This window comes from Mesorhizobium sp. M5C.F.Cr.IN.023.01.1.1, from assembly GCF_003997585.1.
GTDB lineage: Bacteria > Pseudomonadota > Alphaproteobacteria > Rhizobiales > Rhizobiaceae > Mesorhizobium > Mesorhizobium wenxiniae.
Genome location: NZ_RZSU01000039.1, coordinates 1 through 25,712 on the forward strand (window position 1 = coordinate 1; position 25,712 = coordinate 25,712).

Genomic DNA, 25,712 nt, shown 5'->3' on the forward strand with positions numbered 1-25,712 from the left:
AAACTTTCCGTAAACGGCCCGAACGGGCGCCCCGCCTCGACGAGTTGCAGCAAGGCGACACGATCCGATCGCTCCGGCTCGATGGCGGCCACTCGGCGGTGGTCGACAGCGTGCGGATCGGAATCCAGCCGCAGGCGATCCATCTCAATCCAGCAGGCGATCTTATCGTCGCGATTACTGTCGACGCCGACCGCGAACTCACCTTCGTTCCGGTCAGGGAGGGTCGGTTCGGCCCCGTCTCAAGCTTCGGTCTCGGTCTCGAGCCGTCAACGGGTTTCATTCCGCTGAAGGCGACCTGGGTGCAGTGGCATCCAAGCGGCCGGTACATCGCGATCAATCTCGTCGACCGTGGTCAGGTCGCCTTCTTCGAGGTGCTGCGCGGAAATGACGGAGTGGTTTCGGCCATTCGCCCCTGGGGCAATCGCGTCCAGACGAACAAGTTTCCCTTCGTCGGCCGCTTCTCGCCGGACGGCCGCTACTACATTACCTCCGATGTTCAATGGGGCATCGATACGGCCGGCTTCTATGGGGTTCGGGAGGGCATTCTCACCACAGTTCGGCTTGCCGATGTCGGCGCGATGGGCGATGCGGCAAGGCATATCGTGCCTCACATCGCGCTTGGTGGCTGGGGCGCCGAGACGATCGCCTTCAGCCCCGACGGCCGCTTTCTTGTCACGTCCAATCTTCGCGGCACCGGCAAGCAAGACGGCTCGCGCGACTGGACGGAGCATGCGTCGCTCAGCCTCTATGAGCTGGACGCCGAAACAGGGCGGCTGTCACCGCACGGCGAATGGCCGCTCGCAGGCGTGCTGCCGCAGGGCCTCGCTTTTGATCGGACGGGGCAAAGCCTCTTCGTTGGCATCAACCGTTACCGCAATGACGAAGCGCCCCTTGGCGGTGCCGTCGAGATATGGCGGATCACAACGGAAGGGCGCCCGGCGCTCGCTCCCACATCGGATCGCATCAGGCTGCCCGCGGGCGTCCACACCATAGTCGCCCGCTGAGCCACATGGTGGGACTCGCAGCAGTTCGAAGCTGGCGCACATGAAAAGAGGGCGCCCGAAAGGCGCCCTCCCCGGTTCTGTCGAAGCCGGCCGAACCAAGGCCGGCACAAGCGCTTGCGCAGCTTACTGCGGCAGCTTGTCATCAACGCCTTTGACGTAGAAGTTCATGCCGAGCAGCGTCGCATCGTCGGCGACTTCGCCCTCTTTCAGCCAGGGCGTGCCGTCCTGTTTGGCAATCGGCCCGGTAAAGGGGTTCCATCCTTCGACGATCTTCTTCTCGGTGGCTTCCGCCATCGCCTTCACGTCATCGGGCATGTTGGTGTAAGCGGCCATCTTAACGGCGCCGTCCTTGATGCCCAGCCAGACATTGCCCGGCTTCCAGGTGCCGTCGAGCGCAGCCTTCACCCGGCCGACATAGTACGGCCCCCAATCGTCGACGATCGAGGTCAATTGCGCCTTGGGAGCGAACTTGATCATGTCCGAAGACTGGCCGAAGCCCTGCAGCCCGCGCTCTTCGGCGACTTGCAGGGGAGCAGTCGAGTCGGTGTGCTGGACGATGATGTCGGCACCCTGGTCGAACAGAGCCTTGGCGGCGTCGGCTTCCTTGCCCGGATCGAACCATGAATTGATCCAGACGATCTTCGCCTTGAAGTTAGGATTGATCGACTGGGCGCCGAGCATGAAGGAATTTATGCCCATCACCACTTCGGGAATCGGGAACGAAACGATGTAGCCGGCGACGCCCGACTTCGATTGCTTGGCGGCGATCTGGCCGAGGATGTAGCGGCCTTCGTAGAAACGTGCGTTGTAGATGCCGAGATTTTCGGCCGTCTTGTAGCCGGTCGCGTGTTCGAACATCACGTCGGGGAACTTCTTGGCGACCTTCACTTCGGGGTCCATGAAGCCGAAGGACGTGCCGAAAATGATCTTGCATCCTTCGCGCGCCAGGCGCTCGAAGGCACGATCGGCATCGGGACCCTCGGAGACGTTCTCCAGATATGCGGTCTCGACCTTGTCGCCGAGTGCCTTCTCTACGTCCAGCCGGCCCTGGTCATGCTGGTACGAATAGCCGAAATCGCCGATCGGGCCGGTATAGACCCAACAGGCTTTCAGCTTTTCCTGTGCTTCGGCGGTGGCAGCCAGCGACAATGCTGCCGCCGTGGCTACCAGGGCAATAAGAAGTTTTTTCATCGTGTTACCTCTCTGAGTTAAACCTTGGAGCTTCCCGCTTGTTTTTTATTGTTAACGATCCGGAACGAATGGCTGCCCCAAGGAAGCCGGTGTGTTCATCATCGTCAAACGCTTGTTGCGCGAGATTAGAACGAGAACCACGATGGTTGCCAGATAGGGCAACGAAGAAAGCAGTTGCGAGGGAACCGGGATGCCAAAAGCCTGGGCATGAAGCTGGCCGATCCATACCGCGCCGAAGATATAGGCGCCAGCCAGCACCCGCCATGGCCGCCATGATGCGAACACGACCAGCGCCAGTGCGATCCAGCCGCGTCCCGCGGTCATGTTCTCCACCCATTGCGGCGTATAGACCAGCGACAGGTGGCCCCCGGCAAGGCCTGCACAGGCGCCGCCGAAGATCACCGCCAGATAGCGGTAGCGGATGACCTGGATGCCAAGCGCATGGGCCGATGTGTGGCTGTCGCCGATCGAGCGCAGCGTCAGCCCGGTGCGGGTCTTGAACAGGAACCACATGACGGCGACGGTCAATGCAATCGAGATGTAGAAGATCGGGTCCTGGCCGAACAACAACCTGCCGATGACGGGGATGGCTGTCAGGCCGGGAATGTCGAGGTTTGGCAGCCTCGCGCCGGGCTGGCCGACAAAGCTGGTACCCATCATGCCGGAAAGCCCGAGGCCGAGCAATGTCAGCGACAGGCCGGTCGCCACCTGGTTTGTGGCCAGCGACAACGTCATGACAGCGAACAGCAGCGAAAACACCGCACCCAAGGCGATCGCCGCCAACAACCCGATCCACGGCGATCCGGTGAGATAGCCGGCGCCGAAACCGCCGACCGCCCCCATGATCATCATGCCTTCGACACCGAGATTGAGCACGCCGGAACGTTCGACCACCAGCTCGCCGATCGCCGCGATCAGCAACGGCGTCGCCGCGGTTGCGATGGTCAAAAGAATGTTGACGGTGATATCCATCAGCGGGCCTCCTCCAGCTTCGGTGCGGATTCAAGCTTCGGCGCGGCAAAGCCGATCAGACGAATGCGATAGTGAATGAGCGTGTCGCAGCCGAGCACGAAGAACAGGAGCATGCCCTGGAACACGCGCGCCACCTTGTCGGATATGCCGAGCGCGCTTTGCACCGCTTCGCCGCCGAGATAGGTCAACGCCAGCACCAGGCCCGCCGCGACGATGCCGAGCGGATTGAGCCGGCCGAGGAACGCCACGATGATGGCGGCAAAGCCGTAGCCGGGCGAGATCACCGGCTGCAGCTGGCCGATGGCTCCGGAGACTTCCGAGATGCCGGCAAGCCCGGCCAGTGCACCCGACAGCATGAAGGCGAAGAACACCATCCGGTTGATACCGAAGCCGGCGAAGCGCCCTGCCCTGGGGCTTGAGCCGAGCACGCGAACCTCAAAGCCTTTCAGCATGCGGCTCATCAGGATCCAGACCAGCACCGCCGCGACCATCGCGAACACGAAACCCCAATTGGCACGGCCGGAGGCCGGCATCAGTTCCGGCAATATGGCCGAGTCGTTGAACTGTATCGTCTGCGGGAAATTGAAACCCTTCGGATCGCGCCACGGCCCACGCACCAGCCAGTCGAGGAACAGCTGCGCGACATAGACCAGCATCAGGCTGGTCAGAATCTCGTTGGTGTTGAAGCGCGTCTTGAGCAAGGCGGGAATGGCGGCGTAGGCGGCACCGCCGACCATGCCGAACAGCAGCATCAGCGGCAGCACCAGCGGGCCTTCAAACTGGGGAAACAGCACCGGAATGCTCGAGCCGACGATGCCGCCCAGGATGAATTGGCCTTCCGCGCCGATGTTCCAGATGTTGGCCCTGTAGCAAACCGACAGGCCGACCCCGATCAGGATGAGCGGTGCCGCCTTGATCGCCAGCTCATGCAGCTGCCAGACCTGACTGACCGGCTCGAGGAAGTAAATTTGGAACGCCTGCAAAGGATTAACGCCAAGCAGTGCGAACAGGATGGCGCCGGCAACGATCGTCAGCGCAAAGGCAATGAAGGGCGACAGCGCCGAAAACAGCATTGAGCGCTGTGGCCGTTTGACGAGTTCGAGGCGCATCATGACGTCTCCAGAGCGTGTTCGGCGTGGCCGGGCTCGGCCCCGCCCATCAGCAGTCCGATCTTTTCGAATGTGGCCTCAGCGATTGGCAAAGGCTTCGATAATTCGCCATTGTGCATCACCGCGATCGCGTCGGATATCTCGAACAATTCGTCGAGATCCTGACTGATGACCAGCACTGCCGAGCCGCTGCGCGCCAATTCGATCAGCGTCTGGCGAATGTGGGCGGCGGCACCGGCGTCGACGCCCCATGTCGGCTGATTGACGACCATGACGCTTGGCCTGCGGTCGAGTTCGCGGCCGACGATGAATTTCTGCAGATTGCCGCCTGAAAGCGCTGCCACCTCCGGGTCCGGAGCGCTTTTGCGCACATCCATCGCCTTGATGATGCGCTGGGCGGCGGCATAGATCGCATCGCTTTTGACCATTCCGCCGGCGCCGACAAACACCTTGCCGTCGGTGGCATGGCGCGACAAAAGCAGGTTTTCCGAAAGCTTCATGCGGGGGGCTGCACCGTGGCCGAGCCGCTCTTCCGGCACGAAGGCAGCGCCCATCAGCCGCCTGCCGGTGATGCTGAGGCCGCCGGCATCCTTGCCGCGGATGCGCACCGAGGCGGCATCCTGCTGCGGCACCTCGCCGGAAACGGATTCGAAGAACTCGCCCTGGCCGTTGCCGGCAACGCCTGCAATGCCAATCACTTCGCCGGCGCGTACCGTCAGGTTGATGTTCCTGAGCGGGATCGAGAACGGCGTTGCCGGCCGGCGGCTGAGCGCGCGAATTTCAAGCAGCGGCCGCGCGGTCTCGAGACCCCGAACCGGCGCGCGCACCACGGCCTGCACGTCGTTGCCGACCATCATGCGGGCCAGCGATGCCGCGGTTTCCTTGCGCGGGTTGCAATGGCCAACCACCTTGCCGTGGCGCAGCACGGTGGCGCGGTCGCAGATGCGCTTGACCTCTTCAAGGCGGTGCGAAATGTAGAGGATGGACTTTCCTTCCGAGCGCAACCGTTCGAGCGTCTCGAACAGCTTGTCGGCTTCCTGCGGCGTCAGCACCGAAGTCGGCTCGTCGAGAATGATGAGCTGCGGCGTCTGCAGAAGGCAGCGGATAATCTCTATACGCTGGCGCTCACCGACCGACAGGTCGCCGACCAGCGATTGCGGGTCGAGCGGCAAGCCGTAGCTGTAGGAAAGCGCCCTCGCCTTCGCGGCAATCGTGCTGATCGGCGAACCGTCGTCCAGCGACAGCGCGATGTTCTCCGCCGCCGTCAGTGCCTCGAACAGCGAAAAATGCTGGAACACCATGCCGATGCCGAGCTTCTTCGCAAAGCCGGGATTGGTGATCGTGACCGCCTGACCGTTCCAGAAAATCTCGCCCGAATTGGGCTCCAGTGTTCCGAACAGCATTTTGACGAGCGTCGACTTGCCGGCGCCGTTCTCGCCGAGCAACGCGTGGATTTCGCCTTTTGCGACGTTGAGATCGATATGGTCGCACGCGGTCAGCGTGCCGAACGTTTTGGTAAGGCCACGAACCTCAAGCAGGTCTGCGCCGTCCTGATTTGCACTCACAGTACCTCCCATCTGGTTTGCCAGATATGTTCTGTGTTCCCGCAGGCATCGTATGCGCGGCCTGCTGTCATCGCAAAGCGGCACCCGTCTTGAAAGAGCTTCAAGAATTTCAGCGGAAACTCAAGGGATAGCAAGGCTCAGGGAATAAGAATGGTTGTCCCGGTCGTCCTGCGGCCTTCAAGGTCGGAATGCGCCTTGCCGGCATCCTTGAGCGCGTAGCGCTGGTTGATCTTGATCTTGACCGCGCCGCTGAGCACGATTTCGAACAGCGCGGCGGCGGACGCCTCCAGGTCTTCGCGCTTGGCGTTGTAGACGAACAGCGTCGGACGGGTTGCGAACAGCGAACCTTTCTGCGCCAGCAACGACATGCTGAACGGCGGGACCGGCCCCGACGACTGACCGAAGCTGGCGAACATGCCGAGCGGCTTCAGGCAGTCGAGCGAGGCCGGAAAGGTGTCGTTGCCTACCGAATCATAGACGACGTCGCACTTCTTGCCGCCGGTGATGGCGAGAACGCCGGCGACGAAGTCCTGCTCGCGATAGTTGATGACGTGGTCGAAGCCATGCGCCTTGGCGAGCTCGATCTTGTCGGCGGAACTGGCGGTGCCGATCACGGTTGCGCCAAGACGTTTGGCCCATTGGCCGAGGATCAGCCCGACACCGCCGGCTGCGGCGTGAAACAGGATCGTGTCGCCCGCCTTCACCTTGAAGGTACGGCGCAGCAGATATTCCGCCGTCATCCCTTTCAGCATCATGGCGGCCGCCTGTTCGTCGCTGATGCCGTCCGGCACCTTCACGACGCGGTCGGCGGCGATCACGCGCTGCTCGGCATAGGCGCCAGTCGTCACGGCGTAGGCGATGCGATCGCCCGGCTTCAGCCAGTCGATATCCGCGCCCACTTCCACCACCACCCCAGCCGCCTCGCTGCCGGGTATCAGCGGGAAACCGCCTGGCGGCGGATAAAGGCCGGAGCGATGGTAGACGTCGATGAAATTGAGGCCGATCGCCGTGTGTCTGACCAGGATTTGTCCCGAGCCGGGTTGGCCCGGATCGGCGTCCTCATAGGTCAGAACCTCCGGACCGCCATTGGCGTGGATGCGTATTGCTTTGGACATTGATGAGGCTCTCTTGGGACCAGACTCTCTTGGATCAGGTTTTCTTGGCGCCGAGCGTTGGAAAGAGCTGCATGATACCGCCGATGCATGCGAGGTAAAGTCCGGTGACCGTGATGCCGATCTTGGTGAAGACACTCACCTGCTCCCCCAAGACGCCGATCTGGTCGTAGAAGGCGGCAAGAGCTGCCTGCGCCAGGGCCAGCGCTCCGAAAGCGCACCATAGCAGCGTCATGCCAAGGTTGATCGGGCGCAGCCGTACCACCCGCACCGGGTGGATGAAATTGATCGGCACGAAGGTCAGGATGCCGGCCACCACGACGACGGCGAAGGAAACCCATTGTCCCGGATCGATGACGAACAGCGTGAATACCACCATGTTCCAGACCACCGGAAACCCCTTGAAGAAATTTTCCTTCGTCTTCATGCCGGTGTCGGCATAGTAGATTGCGCTCGACACGACGATGATCGCCGCCGACAGGAACGACAGGCCCTCACCCATGAAGCCGCGCTGGTAAAGCGCGAAGGCCGGTATCAGCACGTAGGTCACGTAGTCGATGATGTTGTCGAGGAGTTCGCCCGACCATGTCGGCAGGATTTCCTTGACCTCGAGTTTCCTGGCGATCGGCCCGTCTATGCCGTCGACGAACAGCGCCAGGCCCAGCCACCAGAACATCGCCGTCCAGCGCTGCTCGCTCGCAGCCACCAGCGACAGGAACGCCAGGAACGACCCCGACGCGGTCAGCAGATGGACAGAAAACGCGCGCGCCTGCGGCCACGTGAGTTTCTTCTTCGGCCTAGGAATCCGGTCGGTGATCTTTTCGGCGATTTTCCGGGCCTTTGTGTTCTTGCTCACGGGCCCCGCCAGTCCAGCTTGCAGATTTCGGCCGAGCGGCCGGCAAAATTCCAGTTGCGGCCGAAGGCCCGCATCTTGCTCTTGTCGGACCTGGCGACGACGATTTCCGGTGCGATCCAGTACTCCGAATTGCTGATCACCGTATCCTTGTCGCGGTCCTTGCCTGGGATCGGCGTCACCGCCCCGTCGATAATCTTCGGTATCTGGAAGATCCGCGTCCTGTCACGCGTCTCATAGGTGATCGGCGCTTGCTCGACGCCGAGGAACTTTCCGACCAGGATGGAGAGCAGCGAGGTGGTTCCGCCAGCCTTGCCGGTGAAAATCCTGGTCAGCGCCTTTACCGCATAGACTGAGGCGCGCTTGTCGATGAACAGTCCGGCGGTCCAGTTGCCGCGGCTCATATAGCCGGGGATTTCCATGACCAGCCCAAGGTTGAGGCCGGACAGGTCGACCTCGCCGAAATGGCCGGCATCGATGCGGAACCCCGCCCAGGTCTGACAATAGCCCTCGGTGGGCGGATGACTGCCGAGAGACAGCACGCAAGGACAAAAAACCGTGCAATTGCAGGAGAGTACCAGCTCTCCTTTCATTGCCCAGCCTTGATCCGCCATCGAATTCTCTCCCTATGCCGAGACTACTAGCAGGGCGGCTGCCCAGACAAGCAGTATCGCACCGGCGATCCGGGTTGGCAGCCTGCCCGCCGTCTGTTTTTCGATCAAGGTGAACAGGCCGATCAGCGCCATCCAAAACACGTTCATCACACCGACGGCGAACATCACCAGCATCAGCGCCCAGCAACAGCCGAGGCACCAGACGCCCTGCTCCATGCCGAGCCGGAAAATCCGGCCGGGCCTCGCGCTCCAGTTCGAAAACAGGATCGAGAACGGGTTTTTGCATTTCATCAGGCAGGCTACCTTCAGGCCGCTGAACTGATAGAGGCCGGCAACCAAAAGCGCGACTGCTCCGGTCGCTCCGACCACCGGATCGAGCATCTGCACAGGTGAGGCGAAGGCGTGGACGATGAGCGTCAGCGCCGCAAACACTGCCGACGCGGCCAACCACACGCTGAGGTAACCGGCGACCAGGACCAGCGGATGGACGACCGCTTCGCCCTTGATCCGCGCGGTATCGGCGATCTCGCAATAGGTGCGGATCATCGGCGCCGCCGAAGGCAGCATGGTGGCGACCGCCATCAGGAACCACATGACGACGAGCGCTCCGGCCTGCGCGCCGACGCCCCCGTCGAGCGGCGCAGGTGCAAGACAAAGGGTGAAGAAGCGCTCAAGAAAATCCGGCAGCGGCAGCTGCGGCAGATATCTGATCAATGTGTCGCCCGGTGCATCGATGCCCGGAACCCGGCTTTCGGCGCCGCGAATCGCCATGGCGCCGAGAAGCAGCCAGGCCAGAAGGACGCCTGCACCCAAAACGATGTTCACCGCCAGTCGAGGATTGCGCGAGATGCTCGCCGTGGCCCGGCCGACACGGTCGAGATGACTGAAATCATGGTCTTGGCCGATCATGGCAATCGAATGGGCCGAATCGCCGCGTTGATCAAGCCGTATGATCTGACCTATATGCTTATCAGGTCGGAACCGACCGCCTCGCATCACAATCCGGAAGCGAACTTGGACCATCAGCAGACAGCACGGATACTGGTTGCCGGCAGTGGCCCGGCAGGGCTGATCGCAGCGCTTGGTTTTGCGGATGCCGGCTTTCCCGTGACGCTCGTCGGACCTGAGGCAAATGGCCAAGACGACCGAACGACGGCCTTGATGAACCCAGCCCTGAATATCCTCGAACGGTTGGGCGTCCTCGATGAGGTGAGGTCCAGAGCCGCACCGCTGAAGGTTATGCGCATCGTCGATGCAACCAGCCGGCTGATCCGCAGCCCGGTGGTCATTTTTCGTGCCAGCGAAATCGACGAGGAGCAGTTCGGGCTGAACTTACCCAACAGCGCGCTCAACCCCGCACTTGCCGGGGCTGTAGTCGCGCATTCCGGCATCGAATGGCGAAAATCGATGGTGGAGACCTGGCGCCTCGACGCCGATCATGCCCATGCGATCCTGTCTGACGGCAGCGAGGTTGCAGCATCGCTGGCGGTCGCTGCCGATGGCCGTCTGTCGCCGGCCCGCGAGGCTGCCGGCATCTCGACATCCGCGCGGTCCTATCCGCAGGCCGCACTGGTTCTCAATTTCGCTCACCGCAGCGACCACGCTTTCACCTCGACCGAATTCCACACCGAGATCGGTCCGTTCACCCAGGTTCCCCTGCCCGGCAACCGGTCCAGCCTCGTCTGGGTAGTAGAACCGGCAACGGCGAAAGAACTCGCCGCACTGGACGATGCTACGCTTTCGATGCGGATCGAACAGCGGATGCAATCGATGCTGGGCCGGGTTTCTGTCGAACCCGGCCGGCAGATCTACCCGCTTTCCGGCGTAACGCCCCGGTGCTTCGCGCGTAACCGGGTGGCACTTGTCGGCGAAGCCGCCCATGTGTTTCCGCCGATCGGCGCGCAAGGGCTCAACCTTGGTATCAGGGATATCGATGATCTGCTTGAAATTACTTGCGAAAACAGGGTTGACCCCGGCGCCGTTAAGGCACTCCGAGCCTATGATTTCAAGCGCCGGCCCGACATCCTGGCGCGCAGCAGTGCGGTCAACCTGCTCAACAAGTCGCTGCTCTCGGACATGCTGCCAGCACAGATGGCGCGCAGCGCTGGTCTCGGCGTGCTCGGCGGCTTCGCGCCGCTTCGCGCCTTTTTCATGCGCGAGGGGCTGCGGCCCGGCAGTGGTTTTGCCGCACTGGCCGGCGGCTTAAGGAAACAAGTCAGGCGGTAGCACGCCCTCGGGCTAGCCCGTAGGGACGGGGCGTCGAGCGCTTGCGGCATTGAATTGATGCGGCGTCTGCGTCAAGTAGGGCCAGGTATCAGCCCTAAGTCGGGCTCGATTTTTTGAAGCGTAATGCGTAAATTCAAAGTCTTAGGGAGTTTTTGCGCGTTCCAAGGACGCGGCGCTCCTAGGACTTAGTGGTGAGTACGATGATGAAAACAGCCAAATTCTCGATCGGGCAGGTGGTTCGCCACCGGCTGTTTCCGTTCCGCGGCATCATTTTCGATGTCGACCCGCAATTCGCCAACACCGACGAATGGTACGAGGCGATCCCCGCGGATGTGCGGCCGCGCAAGGACCAGCCCTTCTACCACTTGCTCGCCGAGAATTCGGAAACGGAATACATCGCCTATGTGTCTGAGCAGAACCTGCTCGAGGATCAGTCTGGCGAACCGGTGCGGCATCCGGAGATCGGTGAGATGTTCGACAAGAGGCCGGACGGGCGCTACGAGCCGAGACGCCAGTCAAGACATTGACCTGACGAAGTTGCGGGCCTGACCGGGATCAGGAAATAGCTGGCCGAAACGAAAAAAGCGGAGCATGCCCCCGCTTTTCCTTAGAAATTGCGCCTGAGGGGCGATCAGTTGGCGGTCTTCGCCTTGTCCTGCTCTTCCTTGAGCTTCTTGGCGAAGTCCTGATTGTTCTTGGCAACGAAATCCTGAAGCTTCTTCTGCCGATCCTCGATGTCCGACTGCTGCAGCGGCGGCCCGTCGAAGGCGCCGCTGAAGCCGGTCAGCGCGACCTTGATCGGGTTCGGCTGGTTCTGGAAATTGACCGAGGTGAGCGTCAGGTTCGAACCCTTCTTGAAGGAGGCGACGAGCTGGTCGGTCAGCGGCACTTCCGCCACGCACCGGTCAGGGAAGCAGATCACATAATCGAGCTTCTGCGCCTTCCCGGCATCGATCTGGAGGCCAATGCCGGGAGGAACCAGGCGGCCGGTCGGAACCGTCACCTGGAACACCTTGCGGTTCACCTTGCCCTTCAATTCGATCAGGCTGACGCCGGTGACGAGCTGCCCGTTGCCGGCAGTGGTGATGTTCTGGACATTGCAGATGTCGACGTCTTCCTGCTTGGTGCAGGCTTTAAACCAGCCCTGCGGAATCTGCTGTTGCTGCTGCGCAAGAGCATTGGGAAGTTGTGCGCCCAGAAAGCCGACCACGCCAGCGGCCATGACCGACAGGCGGTACGCGTTGCTGTTCAGGCTCGTCATATCGTGCACTTCCTCTCAAATGATCCCAGGACCGGCTTCTTCGCGCCGTGTGGTCCAGCTACCTGTTGCCGAAATGAGGCAACAGAATGACTTCGGACGGCGTGTTACACTGCAAGCGGTGCCGAATCCAGCCCGATAGTCGCAATTCTTGAGCTCGCGATTGGCCGGGAGGCGGCCGGCTCATGTTAGGGTGCGCTCCGAATCATCAAGCCGACCCAGTAAGGAGACGGTCATGGGCCGCGTTCTTGTTTGGCTGATTGCCGCGATTTCGTCTATCACCCTTTCGCTTCAGCCAGCTCTGTCGGAGCCGAAACACGCGATCGCCATGCAGGGCGAGCCGGCGCTGCCGGCCGATTATACGCATTTCAACTACGTCAATCCCGATGCGCCGAAGGGCGGCAGCATCACCTATTGCGTCGTTGGCAGCTTCGACAATCTCAACCCGTTCATCCTGAAAAGCCTGCGCACGACCGCACGCGGCATGATCGATAAGATCTTCGGCAATCTGGTCTTCGAGCCGTTGATGCAGCGCAATGACGATGAAGCCTTTAGTCTTTACGGCCTGCTTGCCGACACTGCCGATATGGATCCAGAGCGCAAGAGCATCGAATTCCACCTCGATCCGAGGGCCAAGTGGTCTGATGGCCAACCGGTGACTGCGGAAGACGTGCTGTTCACTTACGACGTTTTTACCGAGAAAGGCCGACCACCCTACAGCGCCCGTATGAGCATGGTCGCCAAACTCGAAAAGATCGGCGACCGCAGCGTGCGCTTTACATTCAATGACAAGGCTAACCGCGAGACTCCGTTGGTTATCGCGATGACGCCAATCGTACCGAAGCACGCTTTCGACAAGGAGACCTTCGACAGGACCACGCTGAAACCGGTGATCGGCAGCGGCCCGTACACCGTGGCGCATGTGGCGCCTGGCCAGCGCATCGTGTTCAAGCGCAACCCAAATTATTGGGGCAAGGACATCCCAGCCAAACGCGGTTTCGACAATTACGACCAGATCACCATAGAATATTTCCTCAATGCCAACGCCAAGCTGGAAGCTTTCAAGAAAGGCATCTGCGCCGTCGACGACGACAGCGATCCGGTCAAGCGCGAGCGCGATCTCGACTTCCCGGCCTTCCACAAGGGCGACGTGATCGCCGAAACGTTCGACACCGGCATCCCACCAGTGGTGACCGGGTTCCTGTTCAACACAAGACAGGAGAAGTTTTCCAATCCGGTCGTTCGACGCGCGCTCGGCATGCTCTACGACTTCGAATGGGCCAACAAGAACTTGTTTGGCGGCAAGTACATGCGCACCATGAGCTATTGGCAGAATTCCGAGCTTTCCGCGCTCGGCCATCCGGCCGACGACAGAGAAAAGGCGCTTCTGGCACCCTACCCGGGTCGTGTGCCAGCCGATGTCATGGACGGAACCTGGCGGCCACCCGTCACCGACGGCTCGGGCCAGGACCGCAAGGTGTTGAAAGCTGCCTTCGACATATTGAAGGGCGCGGGCTATGCCTTGCAGGATGGAGTTATGCTCGATCCCGAGGGGAAACCGTTCGGCTTCGAGATCCTGACCGCCTCGCAGAACGAGGAGCGCCTTGCCGCCATCTACCAGCGCACGCTGGCGAAGATCGGCATCGCTGTCACCATCCGTAGCCTTGACGGCGACCAGATCCAGTCGCGCAAGCAACGTTTCGATTTTGATGTGCTGATCGGCAGCAGCGGCTTCGAGAACTCGCTGTCGCCGGGCATCGAGCAGCTCGGGCGCTGGGGATCAGCTGCCGCCAATGCCGAAGGTTCATTCAATCTTGCCGGCGTCGCCGATCCGGCGATAGATGCCGCGCTAGAGGCGATGCTCGACGCCCGCAGCCGCGAAGATTATGTGGCCGCCGTCCGGGTCCTCGACAGGTTGTTGATCTCCGGCAACTACATGGTTCCGATGCAGCACAACACGCAGCAATGGCTCGCCTACTGGAGCTATCTGGAACATCCGCAAAAGACGCCCATATCAGGTTATCGGCTGCCGACATGGTGGCGCAAGCCGAAGTGACCTCTTCGGAACAGGAGATCAAGATGAGCGACGAGATGTCGATTACCGTCGATGTGGTCTCCGACGTTGTCTGCCCCTGGTGCTTCATCGGCCAGAAGCGGCTCGACAAGGCGATCGCCGCGGCAACCGATGTCGAGGTGCACATTCGCTGGCGGCCGTTCCAGCTCGACCCAACCATCCCGCCCGAAGGCAAAGATCGCCGCGAATACCTGGTGGCCAAATTCGGCAGCGACGAACGCATCCGCGAGATCCACGCCCGCATCGAGCCACTGGGCGAGGCCGAAGGGATCAACTTCGCCTTCGCCGCAATCAAGGTCGCGCCCAACACGCTTGACGCGCACCGCGTCATCCGCTGGGCTGGTGCCGCCGGCGAGGTCGTGCAGAACCGGCTGGTGCGACGCCTGTTCCAGTTGAATTTCGAGGAAGGCGCCAATCTCGGCGATCATGTCGTGCTGATCAGCGCCGCCCGCGAGGCCGGCATGGACGCGTCCCTGGTCGAGACACTTTTGCCGACGGACGCCGATGTCGAGGCGGTGCGCACCGAAATCGCCACCGCTTCGCGCATGGGTATCACGGGCGTGCCGTGCTTCCTGCTTGAGGGCAAGTACGCGGTGATGGGCGCGCAGGACGCCGACACGCTCACCGACGCCATTCGCCAGGTTGCGGCGGCCAAGGCGCGGGGCGAGTTGGAGAACGCGAACTGAATAGGCCCTACTCCACCGTTTCCTTGGCGTGGCTGACGAAAAATCGGTGCCCGTTGCTGCTGGTGCGGGTCAATTCCTTGATTGACGACTTCCCCTTGGTTGGCGGCTTGCAAGAAAGCGACCCCTTGCTGCAGCTGCTTCATAGGCAAGCTTGGCGGCATCGCTGCGCAGGCTTTAGCCAACGCCATTCCCGTTACTCTTTCGGCCGCCGTCAGGTCCGACATGGCAACAAAGACGTGTCGCAGACGGCACTTTTTTGCGCGCGTCCATTTTCCGCAGCATAAAAATCGGCTGATCGACCACGCTCCCTCCTTCACAAAACTGTGGAAAGAGCTTCCCTAAGGGAAGATGCCGGCCAGTGCATGCGTGGCTCAGCAACCCATTGATTTTACGAGTATAATATTCCTTCGGGAACGACACGGCATGGCATTGCAGTCCGGAATTCTGTTGCTTGATGGCAACGGTGAGCGGATCAATCCCCGCAGACCGAGAAAAGATAATGGAAAATGATCAATTGGTGTTACTGTCTGTAACAAAACTAAAAGAGGTTTGGGCGGGATAGTGATTCGGGTCGGTAGACCAGAGCGACATTCAATATCGGAAAAATGGCTCCGCGGTGCCGCAAGGCCGCCGCTCCTGACACCGGTTTCCTCGATGCGCAGCTTCTGGGGACTGATGCGGGCCTACTGGTTCTCGGACCGCTGGGTGGAGGCCTGGACGCTGACGCTGGTGATAGCGCTGTTTACCGCGCTCTCCAGCAAAGCCGGCGTCTGGTTCGCCGAAGCATCCGGGGAACTGGTCAACTCGATCGCCTTTTACCACGATGCCGCGAACACCACGCCGCTCGCATCGCTGCTCACCAATGCCGGCATGCTCATCCTTCTGGTCGTGCTCAAGGACGCGGGCTTTACCGGCATCCGCACCTTTGTTTCCGCAACGCTGCATCGCAAATGGCGAGGTTGGCTGGACAGCCGTTTCAACGAAGCGCTTCTCGACAGCAATCACACGCATTTCCATGCCCAGCATGGTTCCTCCGGCGCCGCCGCTCCCGACAACATCGACCAGCGCGTCCAGGAATCGATCAAGGACATGACCGGCGGAGCCATCGGCCTCGCTATGGGGGTCATGGCTGTCGCCACATCGCTTTATTTCGTCGGCCGGAAACTGCTTGAAACCTCGGCGGAGGTGAAAGGGCTGGAGTTCCTCGGCAGCTATGGCAGCGCGGTCCTGGCTTTCCTGGCGGTCGCCATATACGTGCCGCTGAACACCTGGATCGCGGTGAAGCTCGGCAGACTGCTGGAGCGGCTCAACATCCGGATGCAGCAATCCGAAGGCAGTTATCGCGGCGAGCTGACGACGTTCCTGCGTCGCAGTTTCCACGTCGCCGCCTCACAGGGCGAGAACGTGCAAAAGACGATGCACGACCGGCTTTATGTCGATATCGACAGCACCTGGGCACGGCTGAACATCGTCAACACCGGCTACCGTTCGTTCGAGCTGGTCTACAATTTCATCGGCGCCCGCATTGTCGCCTACGGGCCGGGCCTCGTGCCCTACATCCACAACCGTTTCGATCTCAAGGGCTATATAACCGGCTCCGAGATGGTCAACTCGCTGATCAGTCAATGTTCGTGGTTCATCCACGTCATGCCTTCCATCGCGGCGCTGCGGGCCAACAGCCAACGCGTCACCGAACTCGCCAACGCGATCGAAAACGTCCAGCGCCCGCAGGAATTCTACAGTCTCACCGGCTGCTCCGATTTCCGCTACGATCGCCAGAACCCGGTTTTCGGCTTGACCATACAGAAGCTGGAGCTGACCCATCAGGGCGAGGACGCCACGCCGTTCCTGAGCGCTGCGAATCTGCGCTTCCGACGCGGTGAGTGGACGTTCCTGAAGGGCGAATCGGGTTGCGGCAAGACATCGCTTATCAAGGCAATCAACGGCTTGTGGCCCTATGGCCGCGGGACCATCGTCTTCCCGGAAGGGGTCGAAAGTTTCTACGCCGCCCAGGAAGTCAAGCTGCAGCAGGTCTCGCTGAAGCAACTGGTCTGCCTGCCCGGCTCAGAGCGCGATTACACCGACACGCAGGTTGCATCGGCTTTGCACAGAGCGGGCCTTGGCGATTTCATCGAACACATGGCCGATGAAAGCCGCGAGGGAATGAACTGGGACCAGGTGCTTTCGGGCGGCCAGAAACAGAAGCTGGTTGTCGCTCGCATCGTGCTGCAGCAGCCGGGGCTGCTGTTTCTCGACGAAGCGACCGGCGCGCTCGACCCCGAAGGGAAGATCGCCTTCCATCAAGCGATCAAGGACAATTGTCCAGACGTCACGGTGATCTCGATCATGCACGAGGCCGTGCCGCCAAGGTCGCTTTCAGGCGCCGAATTCTACCACAGCATCGTTGCCATCGCCGATGGCGTCGCGACCAAAAAGCCGCTGGCGCCGAGCCTGCCGGTCGAGCTCACCACCATCCTCGAGCACCCAAGGCCGGTCGAGGAAAGATGGCTGCGCTTCCCTCGCCGCATGAGGCAGAAATAGCGGCGACACAACATCGCTGCCCAGTGTCGCTGGTGATCCTGCCCTGCCCGCTGCAGCCGGCAGTGCCGGGCGGATCACCGCGCCCCGGTTAACAGTGTTCAAGGAGCTTAAGGACATCGACGGCCGTTCCGTCCGGGCGAAAGCAAAACGTCAGACGCGCTCGCCGTCCTTCACCCGGTAGGTCGGCTTGTACATGGTGACGAGTTCTTCCGCCGCGGTCGGATGTACAGCCATCGTGCGATCGAAATCATCCTTGGTCAGCCCCGCCTTCAGCGGAATGCCGAGCAGCTGCGCCATCTCGCCGGCATCCGGCCCGAGGATATGGGCACCGAGCACTTTTTTCGATGTGCCGTCGACCACCAGCTTAATCAGCATCTTTTCGTCGCGCCCGGACAGTGTGTGCCGCATCGGCCGGAAGGTGGCGCGGTAGATCTCAACGTCGGAAAAACGCTTTATCGCCTCATCTTCCGACAGGCCGACCGTGCCGATCTCGGGCTGCGAAAAGACCGCGGTGGCGATCGTATCATGGTCGGGCGCGGTCGGGTTGCCCTTGAAGGCCGTCTCGACGAAACACATCGCCTCGTGGATCGCCACCGGCGTCAATTGCACGCGGTTGGTGACGTCTCCTATCGCCCAGATGTTGTCGATGTTTGTGCGCGAATATTGGTCGACATTGATAGCGCCGGTCTTGGTCATCTCGATGCCGACTCCCTCAAGACCCATGTTTTCGGTATTGGGGAGACGCCCGATGGCGAGCATGACCTGATCGACCGCCAGTATCTTGCCGCCAGTGACGACAGCGTCGAGGCGTCCGTCTGGGCGCTTCCTGATCCATTCGGATACGGCATGGCAGAGGATTTTTATCCCCTTCTTTTCCATCGTCTCGTGCAGCATGCGCCTGAGATCCATATCGAAGCGGGAGAGGATCTCCTTGCCGCGATAGACCAGCGTTGTGTCGACGCCGAGGCCGTGAAAGATGTTGGCGAATTCGACGGCAATATAGCCGCCGCCCTCGATCATGATCGCCTTCGGTAATTCCTTGAGGTCGAAGGCTTCGTTGGAAAAGATGCAGTGTTCGTGGCCGGGCAGAGCCGGGTGCGGCGCTGGGCGGCCGCCGGTGGCGATAAGAATCTGGTCGGCGGTGATGGTGCGGTCGTCGCCGAGAAGGTGCACCACATGCGGATCGACCAGCATGGCGCGCGACTGAAACGTCTCGCCGCCGGCACCTTGGACATTCTTCCTGTAGATGGCTTCCAGCCGGCTGATCTCGCGATCCTTGTTGGCAACCAATGTCTGCCAGTCGAAGTTCGCCTGCGGCACGGTCCAGCCATAACCTGCGGCGTCGGCAAAATGTTCGGGAAATTGCGAGGCATAGACATAGAGCTTCTTCGGCACGCAGCCGCGAATGACGCAGGTGCCGCCATAGCGGTATTCCTCGGCAATGCCGACGCGCTTGCCGAGTGCCGCCGCCGCGCGCGCCGCCCTCACCCCGCCGGAGCCGCCGCCGATGACGAAAAGATCGTAGTCAAAGACGGCCATGGTGCGGCTCCTCGCCCTTCAAAATGTTTGAGACAGGTAGGTTGCAAACCATCAAAAGAAAAGCCCGGACCATCGCGCCGCGCATGCTGTCGGACGCGCAATGGAGGCCGGGCTTTCCGCTCCGGCAGCGATAACGCCGCCGGACAATATGCTCAGTTCTTAGGTGCTTCCGTACCAGCCGTAGGAGCCGCGGCATTCGCCGGTGCCGCCGGCGCTGCAGCCTTCGCTGCCGCGGCCAGCGTTTCCCCGACCTGTTGTGCGAGATCGCGAGCGACGCCGTTCTGCCAGATGTCGGCGGCCTTTAGCAGGTCACGCGTCACGGCCGGGCCGCTGTCGAGCAGCTTCTTGCCGGAGTCGGAATTGTAGAAAGCGGCGATTTCGGTAAGCTCTTTTTCGGAAAAAACCTTGGCATAGGCCATGGCTGCTTCCTTCTCGAGATCAGCGCGGCGCGAGGCCAGCGCCAGAGCCTTTTCGCTGACCGTCCTGCCGATCAGCTCCTGCATGTCCGGGTTCTTCTGGATAAGCTGCTGCTGAAGCGCGGCGGCGGCCTGCGGCAGGATGTTGTCGAACGGGTCCGTCGCGTGGATCGCCGCGACCGCGGCGCGGGCCGCCTTCAGATGCCCGTCGGTGACGTCCTGCGAGAACGCCGGCGATGAAAACGCAAAGACGGCTGAAGCTGCCAGAACGGCAGAAAAACGGCGAACCCGGTTATGCAACGTCATGATCGGTAGAACTCCCTGGTTTTCGGGCGGCATGGACGGTTTGGATGCCGTCGCCGGCTATGATGGCCGCTGATGCCAGCCCGATGAAAAGACCATGCTCGACCACGCCAGGAATGGCATGGAGGGCATTCGAAAGCGCTCTTGTATCCGGAATGCGGCCAAAAGATGCATCGAGGATAAAATGGCCGCCGTCTGTAACAAAAGGCTGGCTCCCCGTCATCCTCAATGTGACGGGACCGGAAAGGCCGAGCCTTCCGGCCGCCGCGGCGACCGCGATTTCCGTGGCACGCAGGCCGAACGGGTTGACCTCGATGGGCAGTGGAAAACGGCCGAGCGTCTCGACCATTTTCGAACGGTCGGCAATGACGATCATCCGGGCGGAAGCCGCCGCTACGATCTTTTCGCGCAGCAGCGCACCGCCGCCGCCCTTGATCAATGTCAGCGCCGGATCGATCTCGTCGGCGCCGTCGACCGTAAGGTCGAGTTCGGGCGTTTCCTCCAGCGTCGACAGCGGCACGCCAAGCTCGCCGCAAAGGATGGCGGTGCGCTCCGAGGTCGGCACGCCGATAATGGTGAGGCCGGTGGCGACCTTCTCGGCAAGCAGCCGAACGAACTCCTCGGCCGTCGAGCCGGTGCCGATGCCGAGCCGCATGCCATCAGTCACATGGGCAAGTGCCGCCCGCGCGGCCTCGACCTTCAGTTGCCTCGCATCCATACCTGCCCCGGATTTCGCTTGTTTCGGCGCTCCTAGCATCTTTGCACGTCCGGTCAAAGACTTTGCCCTGTGGATTGACCAAGCACTGCTTGCCTGGATGGGCTGCAGCGGCTATCGCCTGCCGGCAGCGTAATCGTCACAGGACAGGCCATGACCCGACCGATCATCGTGTTCGACCTCGACGGGACGCTGATCGATACAGCGCCGGACCTGCTCGACAGCCTCAACCACAGCCTTGCCGCCAGCGAACTCGCAGCCGTCGATGAGGCCGGCTTCAAGCGCTTCGTCGGCCATGGTGGACGGGTGATGATCGAGCGCGCGCATGCCGCGCAGCAGAGATCGCTGGAAAGCCAGGAGCATGATCGCTTGCTGAAGCTGTTTCTCGATCATTACACCGACAACATCCCGGGTAAATCGCGCCCCTACCCCGGCGTCGTCGAGACGATCGCCCGATTCGAAGCAGCCGGTTATCTCCTGGCCGTCTGCACGAACAAATACGCAGCCAACTCGGTGGCGCTGATCGAGGCGCTCGGCCTGGCGAAGCATTTCGCGGCAATTTGCGGTCAGGACACGTTTGCGTTCCGCAAGCCCGACCCGCGCCATCTGACCGAAACCATCGTGCTGGCCGGCGGCGATCCGCACCGCGCGCTGATGGTCGGTGATTCGCAGACCGACATCGATACGGCGAAAGCCGCCGGCATTCCCGTGGTCGCGGTCGATTTCGGCTACACCGACCGCCATGTGCGCGAATTCGAACCGTCGGCGGTGATCTCGCATTTCGACTCACTGACGCTTGGTCTGGCCGAACGCCTGATTGCCGCTGCGGGGCACTGAGCGAGGCGACCGGGTCGCTCCCGGCGGGATTGCATTCGATCTTCGTTGGAACGCCAGGGCATCGCCTTGACTTCCCCGGCCGGCCCCCCTTATATCGCGGCGCGCTTGGCCTTCAGGCAAAGAGCGGGCGATTAGCTCAGCGGGAGAGCACACCCTTCACACGGGTGGGGTCGCAGGTTCAATCCCTGCATCGCCCACCAATATTTCTTGAAGAAAATCAAGGCATTAAGCCTTATCGCGGCCAATCAGGAAAATTGTCGCGCCTTTGGGGTCGCCACCGGGTCGCCACTGCGAGCAAAGCGCGACTCGATCCGCGACAGCCTGCCGCACCCTGTCGGGGCGTCGTTGCAAGGACATGCTGGATGCAAGGATGAGCCACGGCTTCGATCCTAGCCCCATCCGCCAGCCCTCCCCTCCCAATTGGTCCGCTTGACGGCTGATTGCCTAGGGGGCAACTTCACAACCAACAGTTGGAGGAGGAACCATGCCGACGAGCAAGGCCTTGGACAAAGCCAAATCGCATCGGGGTTCGTTTTCGCCACTGGCGTTGCGACAAATGTCCTCGACGAGAGCCATCCTTCTCGCTGCCAGCCTCTCGTCCCTGGCTACAGCGGCGTCGGGTGCAGAGTTACAGAGAAGCTGCATAGAACCACCGGCAACAGTCATCGAGATTACCGGCGTTAACACCAAACATGCACGTGCCGTGGCAAAATTCACGGAGCCGGATATCCTCAAGGCATGCCATGAAGGCTATGTGAACCAAGGCGGCTATGCGTCGCCCGCAGAGTGCATTCGCGAGACGAAAGGGAGCCTTCTCGGTGATGCTATTCGTGCGGAAGCAAACTGCAGTAAGGGCACCATCAAGTTGGGGCAAATGTCCTTCAAAATGCCCGTTGAAAACAACTGTGCCTCCGGCGGCATATTTGCCGCGCCAGCTTTCAGAATGCTCTGCCCTCAATATCGAGGCAAGGTTGCGAACGAATAACGAGCATTAGCTTCTTGGTTTTCTTGGTGCACCCTATTTCGCCGGAACCATCACTTCACGGAGAAGCGTTTCTGCCTGCGCCAGCACCGTCTGCACAGCCTCCTGTTCGAGGTCCGGCGGGTAGCCGTATTTCTTCAAGATGCGCTTGACGAGGACGCGCATGCGAGCGCGGGCCGTTGCCTTATGCTGCCAGTCGACGGTCGCTGATCCTCGCATCTGCTGGACAAGCTCATGGGCGATGATCCGCAATTGCTCGCTGCCCATCGCCTCGACGGCGCTCTCATTCTCGGCAAGGGCGTCATAGAAGGCGACCTCCTCCGGCGACAGTCCCTGTTCCTCCCCGCGTGCGGCAGAGGCCTTGATGTCCTTTGCCAGAGCGATCAGTTCCTGGATCATTTCGACCGTCGAGATGGCGTTGGCATGGTAACGAGAGACCGCCTCTTCCAGCCGTTGTGAAAACGACCTCGCCTCCACCACGTTCGACCGCGACCGGCTCCTGATTTCGCCATTGAGGAGCTTCTTCAACGCCTCCAGCGCAAGGTTCTTCTTCTCAAGCTTCTGGATGTCGGCCAAAAACTCGTCCGACAGGATCGAGATGTCCGGCGACTGGATACCGGCCGCCTTCAGTATGTCGACGATTTCGGCATTGGCGACGGCTTGGTTGAGCAACTGCTCCACGGCGAAGCTCTTGGCCCGGTCCGACATCTTGCCGGTGGCCGTGGTCTTGACCAGCGCCGCCCGAACGGCCTGAAAGAAGCCGACCTCGTCACGAATGACGCGTGCCTGGTCGCTGGCCGATGCCAGCGCGTAGGCTTTGCTCAATTCCAGCACGGCGTCAGAAAAGCGGCGATGCGCCTTCTTCTTGTCGTCCACGCCCGTGACCTTGGCAGCTTCCTGTTCCTGCCATTTCAGTAGCCAGTCGATGGCGTCGGCCAGCGCGACAAGCCGCTGCTGCGGCTGGCCAGCAATACCAAGACTGTAGTCGTGGCCATGGAACATGCCGCGCACGATCTCGTACTTCTCCATCAGGACGGCGACGGCCTCTGCCTCGTCGATGCCGGTCTTTTCCTGATCGGACTTCGTGTATTGGCCAAGTGCATTCTTCAGGTTCTGGGCGATGCCGATATAGTCGACGATCAACCCGCCCGGCTTGTCCTTGAACACGCGGTTGACGCGAGCAATCGCCTGCATCAGGCCGTGGCCGCGCATCGGCTTGTCGATGTACATGGTGTGCATGCACGGCGCGTCGAAGCCGGTTAGCCACATGTCGCGGACGATCACCAGCTTGAGCGGATCGTCCGGGTTGCGCGCCCGTTTGGCCAGGTCGTCGCGCCGCTTCTTGTTGCCGATATGCGCCTGCCATTCGACGGGGTCGGATGCCGATCCGGTCATGACGACCTTGATCGCGCCCTTGTCGTCATCATCGGAATGCCATTCAGGCCGAAACGCGACGATCTGCTTGTAGAGGTCGACGCAGATGCGTCTGCTCATGCAGACGGCCATCGCCTTGCCGTTCATCCCGGCGATGCGGGCTTCCAGATGCTCAACCAGATCGGCGGCAATCTGCGACAGTCGCTTTTCGGAGCCGACCAGCCTCTCGACCGTCGTCCACTTAGCCTTCTGCTTCTCCTGCTCGGACAGCGTGTCGTCTTCGAGGATGGCCTCGATCTCGGCGTCGATGCGCGGCTTCTCATCCTCGTCGAGTTCGATGCGCGCCAATCGGCTCTCGTAGAAGATCGGCACGGTCGCACCGTCCTCCACCGCTCGGCTTATGTCGTAAACGTCGATGTACTCGCCGAAGATGGCGGGCGTGTTCACGTCGTCCGCCTCAATCGGGGTGCCGGTGAAGCCAATGAAAGAGGCGTTGGGCATCGCCTGCCGGATGTAGTGGGCATACCCGTAGCGGCGCTTGCCCGTCGCCCTGTCAAGCTTGGCGTCGAAGCCATATTGGCTGCGGTGCGCCTCGTCGGCGATGACGATCACGTTGCGCCGGTCGGTCAGCATCGGAAAACTCTCCTCGCCGGCCTCGGGAGAGAATTTCTGGACTGTCGTGAAGATCACGCCACCCGAAGCGCGATTGAGCAGGCGGCGCAGTTCGTCGCGGTTGTCAGCCTGCTCCGGCTTCTGGCGGATCAGGTCGCGGCACAGGCTGAAGGTCGAGAAAAGCTGGTCATCGAGGTCGTTGCGGTCGGTCAGAACGACCAGCGTCGGGTTCTGCAATTCCTTCGACCGGACGATCAACCCACCGAAGAAGGCCATCAGCAAGCTCTTACCCGAGCCTTGCGTGTGCCAGATTACGCCGATCTTGCGGTCGCCCTCGGGACGCGCCGCTTCGATGGCGCTGGCCAGCGCTTTCCTCGCACCATGGAACTGGTGATACCCCGCGATGATCTTGAACGGCCCCTCGAGGCCGGGATTTGCGTCGAGAAGAACAACTGCCCCGGCAGCGCCACCATGCAATCCACCACGTCGGCCTCGACCATCGCCTTGCGGATGTCGCCTTCGCCGGACTGCTGCGAAGACATCGAGCCGTTGGCCAGAACTACGCCGCCCGTCCCGCGCGGCGCGAGATGATGCAGGATGTGCTGAAGCCAGGCGAAATTTGCTTTGCCTTTCGGCGGCGCGCCGTATCGCCAGCGCACATCGTCCTCCAGTCGCTCGCCACCCCAATCCGAGATGTTGAACGGTGGATTGGCGAGGATGAAATCGGCTCTCAGGTCGGGCAGTTCGTCGCGGTGGAAGCTGCCCTCGTTGTTCCAGCGGACATCGGCATCGATGCCCTGCACGGCAAGGTTCATCTTGGCCAGCCGCCACGTCGTGTGGTTGATTTCCTGTCCATAGACAGCGATGTCGTGCCTACGCCCGCCATGCTCCTCGATAAATTTTTCTGACTGCACGAACATGCCGCCCGAGCCGCAGCACGGGTCATAGACGCGGCCCTTGTAGGGTTCGAGCATCTCGACCAGCGTCCGCACGACCGAGCGGGGCGTGAAGAACTCGCCGCCGCGCTTGCCTTCCGAACTGGCAAACCCCGACAGGAAATATTCATAGACCCGGCCGAGCAGGTCTTTCGCCTTGTCGTTGCCGTCATGCATGCCGATGTTGGAAAACAGGTCGATCAATTCGCCCAGCATCGTCTTGTTCAGCGTCGGGCGGGCATAGTTTTTCGGCAGAACGCCCTTGAGCCCTTCGTTCGAGGGTGCCTTTTCGATGGCCTCCATCGCCTCGTCGATCAGCTTGCCGATCTCGGGCCGCTTGGCGTTGCCTTGCAGGAACGACCAGCGCGCCTCCTTCGGTACCCAGAACACGCTTTCGGCCAGATATTCCTCGGGGTCTTCCGGATCGGCGTATTCGTCCGCCGTAAGTTTGGCGTGAAGCCCTTCGAACGCGTCGGAAATGAACTTGAGAAAAATCAGGCCAAGCGCGACGTGCTTGTATTCCGACGGCTCCAGGTTGCCGCGCAGCTTGTCCGCCGCCTTGAACAATTCCGCCGTGAACGCCAGATCGCCGTTGCCGTTGTTTCCAGCCATCTAGTCCCCTCCCGAAGCACCTGTGCGCCGATACCTACCGGCGGACGTATGCAATCGCAACCAGTCTGACGGACATTAGTTTCCCAACTCCTGCTGAGCCCATTTCATCGGACCATCCGTCGCGTTCAGTGCAGGCCAGTGACAGACGCGATTCACCCGACGGTCGCTTCGTACAGGGCACA

At 61.3% G+C, this 25,712-nt stretch carries 22 protein-coding genes and 1 tRNA gene; 9 read left to right on the forward strand and 14 right to left on the reverse strand.

What is annotated here, in order from left to right; translation table 11 throughout:
- A partial coding sequence (locus tag EOA78_RS17165) for a beta-propeller fold lactonase family protein (protein ID WP_127316151.1) occupies positions 1-1,004 on the forward strand: 1,004 nt, incomplete at its 5' end.
- A gap of 123 nt (positions 1,005-1,127) precedes the next feature.
- Here the strand turns inward: EOA78_RS17165 and EOA78_RS17170 are convergent.
- The 8 genes from EOA78_RS17170 to EOA78_RS17205 form a co-directional block, all read right to left on the reverse strand.
- Positions 1,128-2,195, reverse strand: a complete 1,068-nt coding sequence (locus EOA78_RS17170) for a BMP family ABC transporter substrate-binding protein (protein ID WP_127316152.1) — start codon at positions 2,193-2,195, stop codon at positions 1,128-1,130.
- Positions 2,196-2,246: 51 nt separating this feature from the next.
- Entirely contained in the window at positions 2,247-3,167 is a 921-nt protein-coding gene (locus EOA78_RS17175) for an ABC transporter permease (RefSeq protein WP_127316153.1), read from the reverse strand.
- Complete coding sequence (locus EOA78_RS17180; RefSeq protein ID WP_127316154.1) at positions 3,167-4,279, reverse strand: ABC transporter permease; 1,113 nt, start codon at positions 4,277-4,279, stop codon at positions 3,167-3,169. The genes EOA78_RS17175 and EOA78_RS17180 overlap by 1 nt, the downstream gene beginning before the upstream one ends.
- Positions 4,276-5,853 carry an ABC transporter ATP-binding protein gene (locus tag EOA78_RS17185; RefSeq protein ID WP_164783794.1) on the reverse strand — a complete coding sequence of 526 codons (1,578 nt, stop codon included), beginning with the start codon at positions 5,851-5,853 and terminating at the stop codon, positions 4,276-4,278. Before EOA78_RS17185 ends, EOA78_RS17180 begins: the two co-directional genes overlap by 4 nt.
- A gap of 125 nt (positions 5,854-5,978) precedes the next feature.
- On the reverse strand, positions 5,979-6,956 hold the full coding sequence (locus EOA78_RS17190) for a quinone oxidoreductase (protein WP_127316156.1): 978 nt from the start codon (positions 6,954-6,956) through the stop codon (positions 5,979-5,981).
- 34 nt (positions 6,957-6,990) lie between these two features.
- Complete coding sequence (pcsA, locus tag EOA78_RS17195) at positions 6,991-7,809, reverse strand: phosphatidylcholine synthase (protein WP_164783795.1); 819 nt, start codon at positions 7,807-7,809, stop codon at positions 6,991-6,993.
- A complete protein-coding gene (locus EOA78_RS17200) occupies positions 7,806-8,420 on the reverse strand; it encodes a DUF1326 domain-containing protein (RefSeq protein ID WP_127316158.1) in 615 nt (204 codons plus the stop codon). Before EOA78_RS17200 ends, pcsA begins: the two co-directional genes overlap by 4 nt.
- A 12-nt stretch (positions 8,421-8,432) precedes the next feature.
- The gene (locus EOA78_RS17205; protein ID WP_164783796.1) at positions 8,433-9,329 is read right to left on the reverse strand and encodes a DUF2182 domain-containing protein; all 897 of its coding nucleotides are present in this window, start codon (positions 9,327-9,329) and stop codon (positions 8,433-8,435) included.
- 105 nt (positions 9,330-9,434) lie between these two features.
- Between EOA78_RS17205 and EOA78_RS17210 the strand changes: the two genes are divergently transcribed.
- Together EOA78_RS17210 and hspQ are read left to right on the forward strand one after the other, a co-directional pair.
- Positions 9,435-10,646 carry a UbiH/UbiF family hydroxylase gene (locus EOA78_RS17210; protein ID WP_127316159.1) on the forward strand — a complete coding sequence of 404 codons (1,212 nt, stop codon included), beginning with the start codon at positions 9,435-9,437 and terminating at the stop codon, positions 10,644-10,646.
- Positions 10,647-10,849: 203 nt separating this feature from the next.
- Positions 10,850-11,173 (forward strand): heat shock protein HspQ, encoded by a 324-nt coding sequence (gene hspQ / locus EOA78_RS17215; protein WP_029352484.1) that lies wholly within the window; start codon positions 10,850-10,852, stop codon positions 11,171-11,173.
- Positions 11,174-11,277: 104 nt separating this feature from the next.
- On the opposite strand, the gene EOA78_RS17220 is transcribed toward hspQ, so the two are convergent.
- Positions 11,278-11,907 (reverse strand): invasion associated locus B family protein, encoded by a 630-nt coding sequence (locus EOA78_RS17220; RefSeq protein WP_127316160.1) that lies wholly within the window; start codon positions 11,905-11,907, stop codon positions 11,278-11,280.
- 232 nt (positions 11,908-12,139) lie between these two features.
- Here EOA78_RS17220 and EOA78_RS17225 point away from each other — a divergent pair, with 232 nt between their 5' ends.
- The 3 genes from EOA78_RS17225 (at position 12,140) to EOA78_RS17235 (ending at position 17,205) form a co-directional block, all read left to right on the forward strand.
- Positions 12,140-13,960, forward strand: a complete 1,821-nt coding sequence (locus tag EOA78_RS17225) for an extracellular solute-binding protein (RefSeq protein ID WP_127316161.1) — start codon at positions 12,140-12,142, stop codon at positions 13,958-13,960.
- 23 nt (positions 13,961-13,983) lie between these two features.
- Complete coding sequence (locus EOA78_RS17230) at positions 13,984-14,664, forward strand: DsbA family protein (protein WP_127316162.1); 681 nt, start codon at positions 13,984-13,986, stop codon at positions 14,662-14,664.
- 654 nt (positions 14,665-15,318) lie between these two features.
- Entirely contained in the window at positions 15,319-17,205 is a 1,887-nt protein-coding gene (locus EOA78_RS17235) for an ABC transporter ATP-binding protein/permease (RefSeq protein ID WP_164783797.1), read from the forward strand.
- 150 nt (positions 17,206-17,355) lie between these two features.
- On the opposite strand, the gene gor is transcribed toward EOA78_RS17235, so the two are convergent.
- The 3 genes from gor to rpiA form a co-directional block, all read right to left on the reverse strand.
- Positions 17,356-18,744 (reverse strand): glutathione-disulfide reductase, encoded by a 1,389-nt coding sequence (gene gor, locus EOA78_RS17240; protein ID WP_127316164.1) that lies wholly within the window; start codon positions 18,742-18,744, stop codon positions 17,356-17,358.
- Between the two features lie 152 nt (positions 18,745-18,896).
- Positions 18,897-19,466 carry a DUF2059 domain-containing protein gene (locus EOA78_RS17245; RefSeq protein WP_127316165.1) on the reverse strand — a complete coding sequence of 190 codons (570 nt, stop codon included), beginning with the start codon at positions 19,464-19,466 and terminating at the stop codon, positions 18,897-18,899.
- A complete protein-coding gene (gene rpiA / locus EOA78_RS17250; protein ID WP_127316166.1) occupies positions 19,453-20,181 on the reverse strand; it encodes a ribose-5-phosphate isomerase RpiA in 729 nt (242 codons plus the stop codon). Before rpiA ends, EOA78_RS17245 begins: the two co-directional genes overlap by 14 nt.
- Positions 20,182-20,331: 150 nt before the next feature.
- Between rpiA and EOA78_RS17255 the strand changes: the two genes are divergently transcribed.
- The 3 genes from EOA78_RS17255 (at position 20,332) to EOA78_RS17265 (ending at position 22,000) form a co-directional block, all read left to right on the forward strand.
- Positions 20,332-21,015 (forward strand): phosphoglycolate phosphatase, encoded by a 684-nt coding sequence (locus EOA78_RS17255; RefSeq protein ID WP_127316167.1) that lies wholly within the window; start codon positions 20,332-20,334, stop codon positions 21,013-21,015.
- 125 nt (positions 21,016-21,140) lie between these two features.
- Positions 21,141-21,215, forward strand: a tRNA-Val gene (locus EOA78_RS17260).
- A 284-nt stretch (positions 21,216-21,499) separates the two neighbouring features.
- Positions 21,500-22,000, forward strand: a complete 501-nt coding sequence (locus tag EOA78_RS17265; RefSeq protein WP_127316168.1) for a hypothetical protein — start codon at positions 21,500-21,502, stop codon at positions 21,998-22,000.
- A 33-nt stretch (positions 22,001-22,033) separates the two neighbouring features.
- Here the strand turns inward: EOA78_RS17265 and EOA78_RS17270 are convergent, their stop codons facing one another.
- Both EOA78_RS17270 and EOA78_RS17275 read right to left on the reverse strand, forming a co-directional pair.
- The gene (locus EOA78_RS17270) at positions 22,034-24,391 is read right to left on the reverse strand and encodes a type I restriction endonuclease subunit R (protein ID WP_245477549.1); all 2,358 of its coding nucleotides are present in this window, start codon (positions 24,389-24,391) and stop codon (positions 22,034-22,036) included.
- Positions 24,295-25,530 (reverse strand): class I SAM-dependent DNA methyltransferase, encoded by a 1,236-nt coding sequence (locus EOA78_RS17275; RefSeq protein ID WP_245477542.1) that lies wholly within the window; start codon positions 25,528-25,530, stop codon positions 24,295-24,297. Before EOA78_RS17275 ends, EOA78_RS17270 begins: the two co-directional genes overlap by 97 nt.
- Positions 25,531-25,712: the final 182 nt, after the last annotated feature.

Coding starts and splice junctions, on each gene's coding strand:
- rpiA (WP_127316166.1), bottom strand. CDS start 20,181: ATGGATGCGAGGCAACTGAAGGTCGAGGCCGCGCGGGCGGCACTTGCC.
- EOA78_RS17245 (WP_127316165.1), bottom strand. CDS start 19,466: ATGACGTTGCATAACCGGGTTCGCCGTTTTTCTGCCGTTCTGGCAGCT.
- EOA78_RS17225 (WP_127316161.1), top strand. CDS start 12,140: ATGGGCCGCGTTCTTGTTTGGCTGATTGCCGCGATTTCGTCTATCACC.
- EOA78_RS17255 (WP_127316167.1), top strand. CDS start 20,332: ATGACCCGACCGATCATCGTGTTCGACCTCGACGGGACGCTGATCGAT.
- EOA78_RS17235 (WP_164783797.1), top strand. CDS start 15,319: ATGCGCAGCTTCTGGGGACTGATGCGGGCCTACTGGTTCTCGGACCGC.
- hspQ (WP_029352484.1), top strand. CDS start 10,850: ATGAAAACAGCCAAATTCTCGATCGGGCAGGTGGTTCGCCACCGGCTG.
- EOA78_RS17265 (WP_127316168.1), top strand. CDS start 21,500: ATGCCGACGAGCAAGGCCTTGGACAAAGCCAAATCGCATCGGGGTTCG.
- EOA78_RS17220 (WP_127316160.1), bottom strand. CDS start 11,907: ATGACGAGCCTGAACAGCAACGCGTACCGCCTGTCGGTCATGGCCGCT.
- EOA78_RS17190 (WP_127316156.1), bottom strand. CDS start 6,956: ATGTCCAAAGCAATACGCATCCACGCCAATGGCGGTCCGGAGGTTCTG.
- EOA78_RS17230 (WP_127316162.1), top strand. CDS start 13,984: ATGAGCGACGAGATGTCGATTACCGTCGATGTGGTCTCCGACGTTGTC.
- EOA78_RS17275 (WP_245477542.1), bottom strand. CDS start 25,530: ATGGCTGGAAACAACGGCAACGGCGATCTGGCGTTCACGGCGGAATTG.
- EOA78_RS17180 (WP_127316154.1), bottom strand. CDS start 4,279: ATGATGCGCCTCGAACTCGTCAAACGGCCACAGCGCTCAATGCTGTTT.
- EOA78_RS17200 (WP_127316158.1), bottom strand. CDS start 8,420: ATGGCGGATCAAGGCTGGGCAATGAAAGGAGAGCTGGTACTCTCCTGC.
- EOA78_RS17185 (WP_164783794.1), bottom strand. CDS start 5,853: ATGGGAGGTACTGTGAGTGCAAATCAGGACGGCGCAGACCTGCTTGAG.
- gor (WP_127316164.1), bottom strand. CDS start 18,744: ATGGCCGTCTTTGACTACGATCTTTTCGTCATCGGCGGCGGCTCCGGC.
- EOA78_RS17205 (WP_164783796.1), bottom strand. CDS start 9,329: ATGATCGGCCAAGACCATGATTTCAGTCATCTCGACCGTGTCGGCCGG.
- EOA78_RS17170 (WP_127316152.1), bottom strand. CDS start 2,195: ATGAAAAAACTTCTTATTGCCCTGGTAGCCACGGCGGCAGCATTGTCG.
- EOA78_RS17175 (WP_127316153.1), bottom strand. CDS start 3,167: ATGGATATCACCGTCAACATTCTTTTGACCATCGCAACCGCGGCGACG.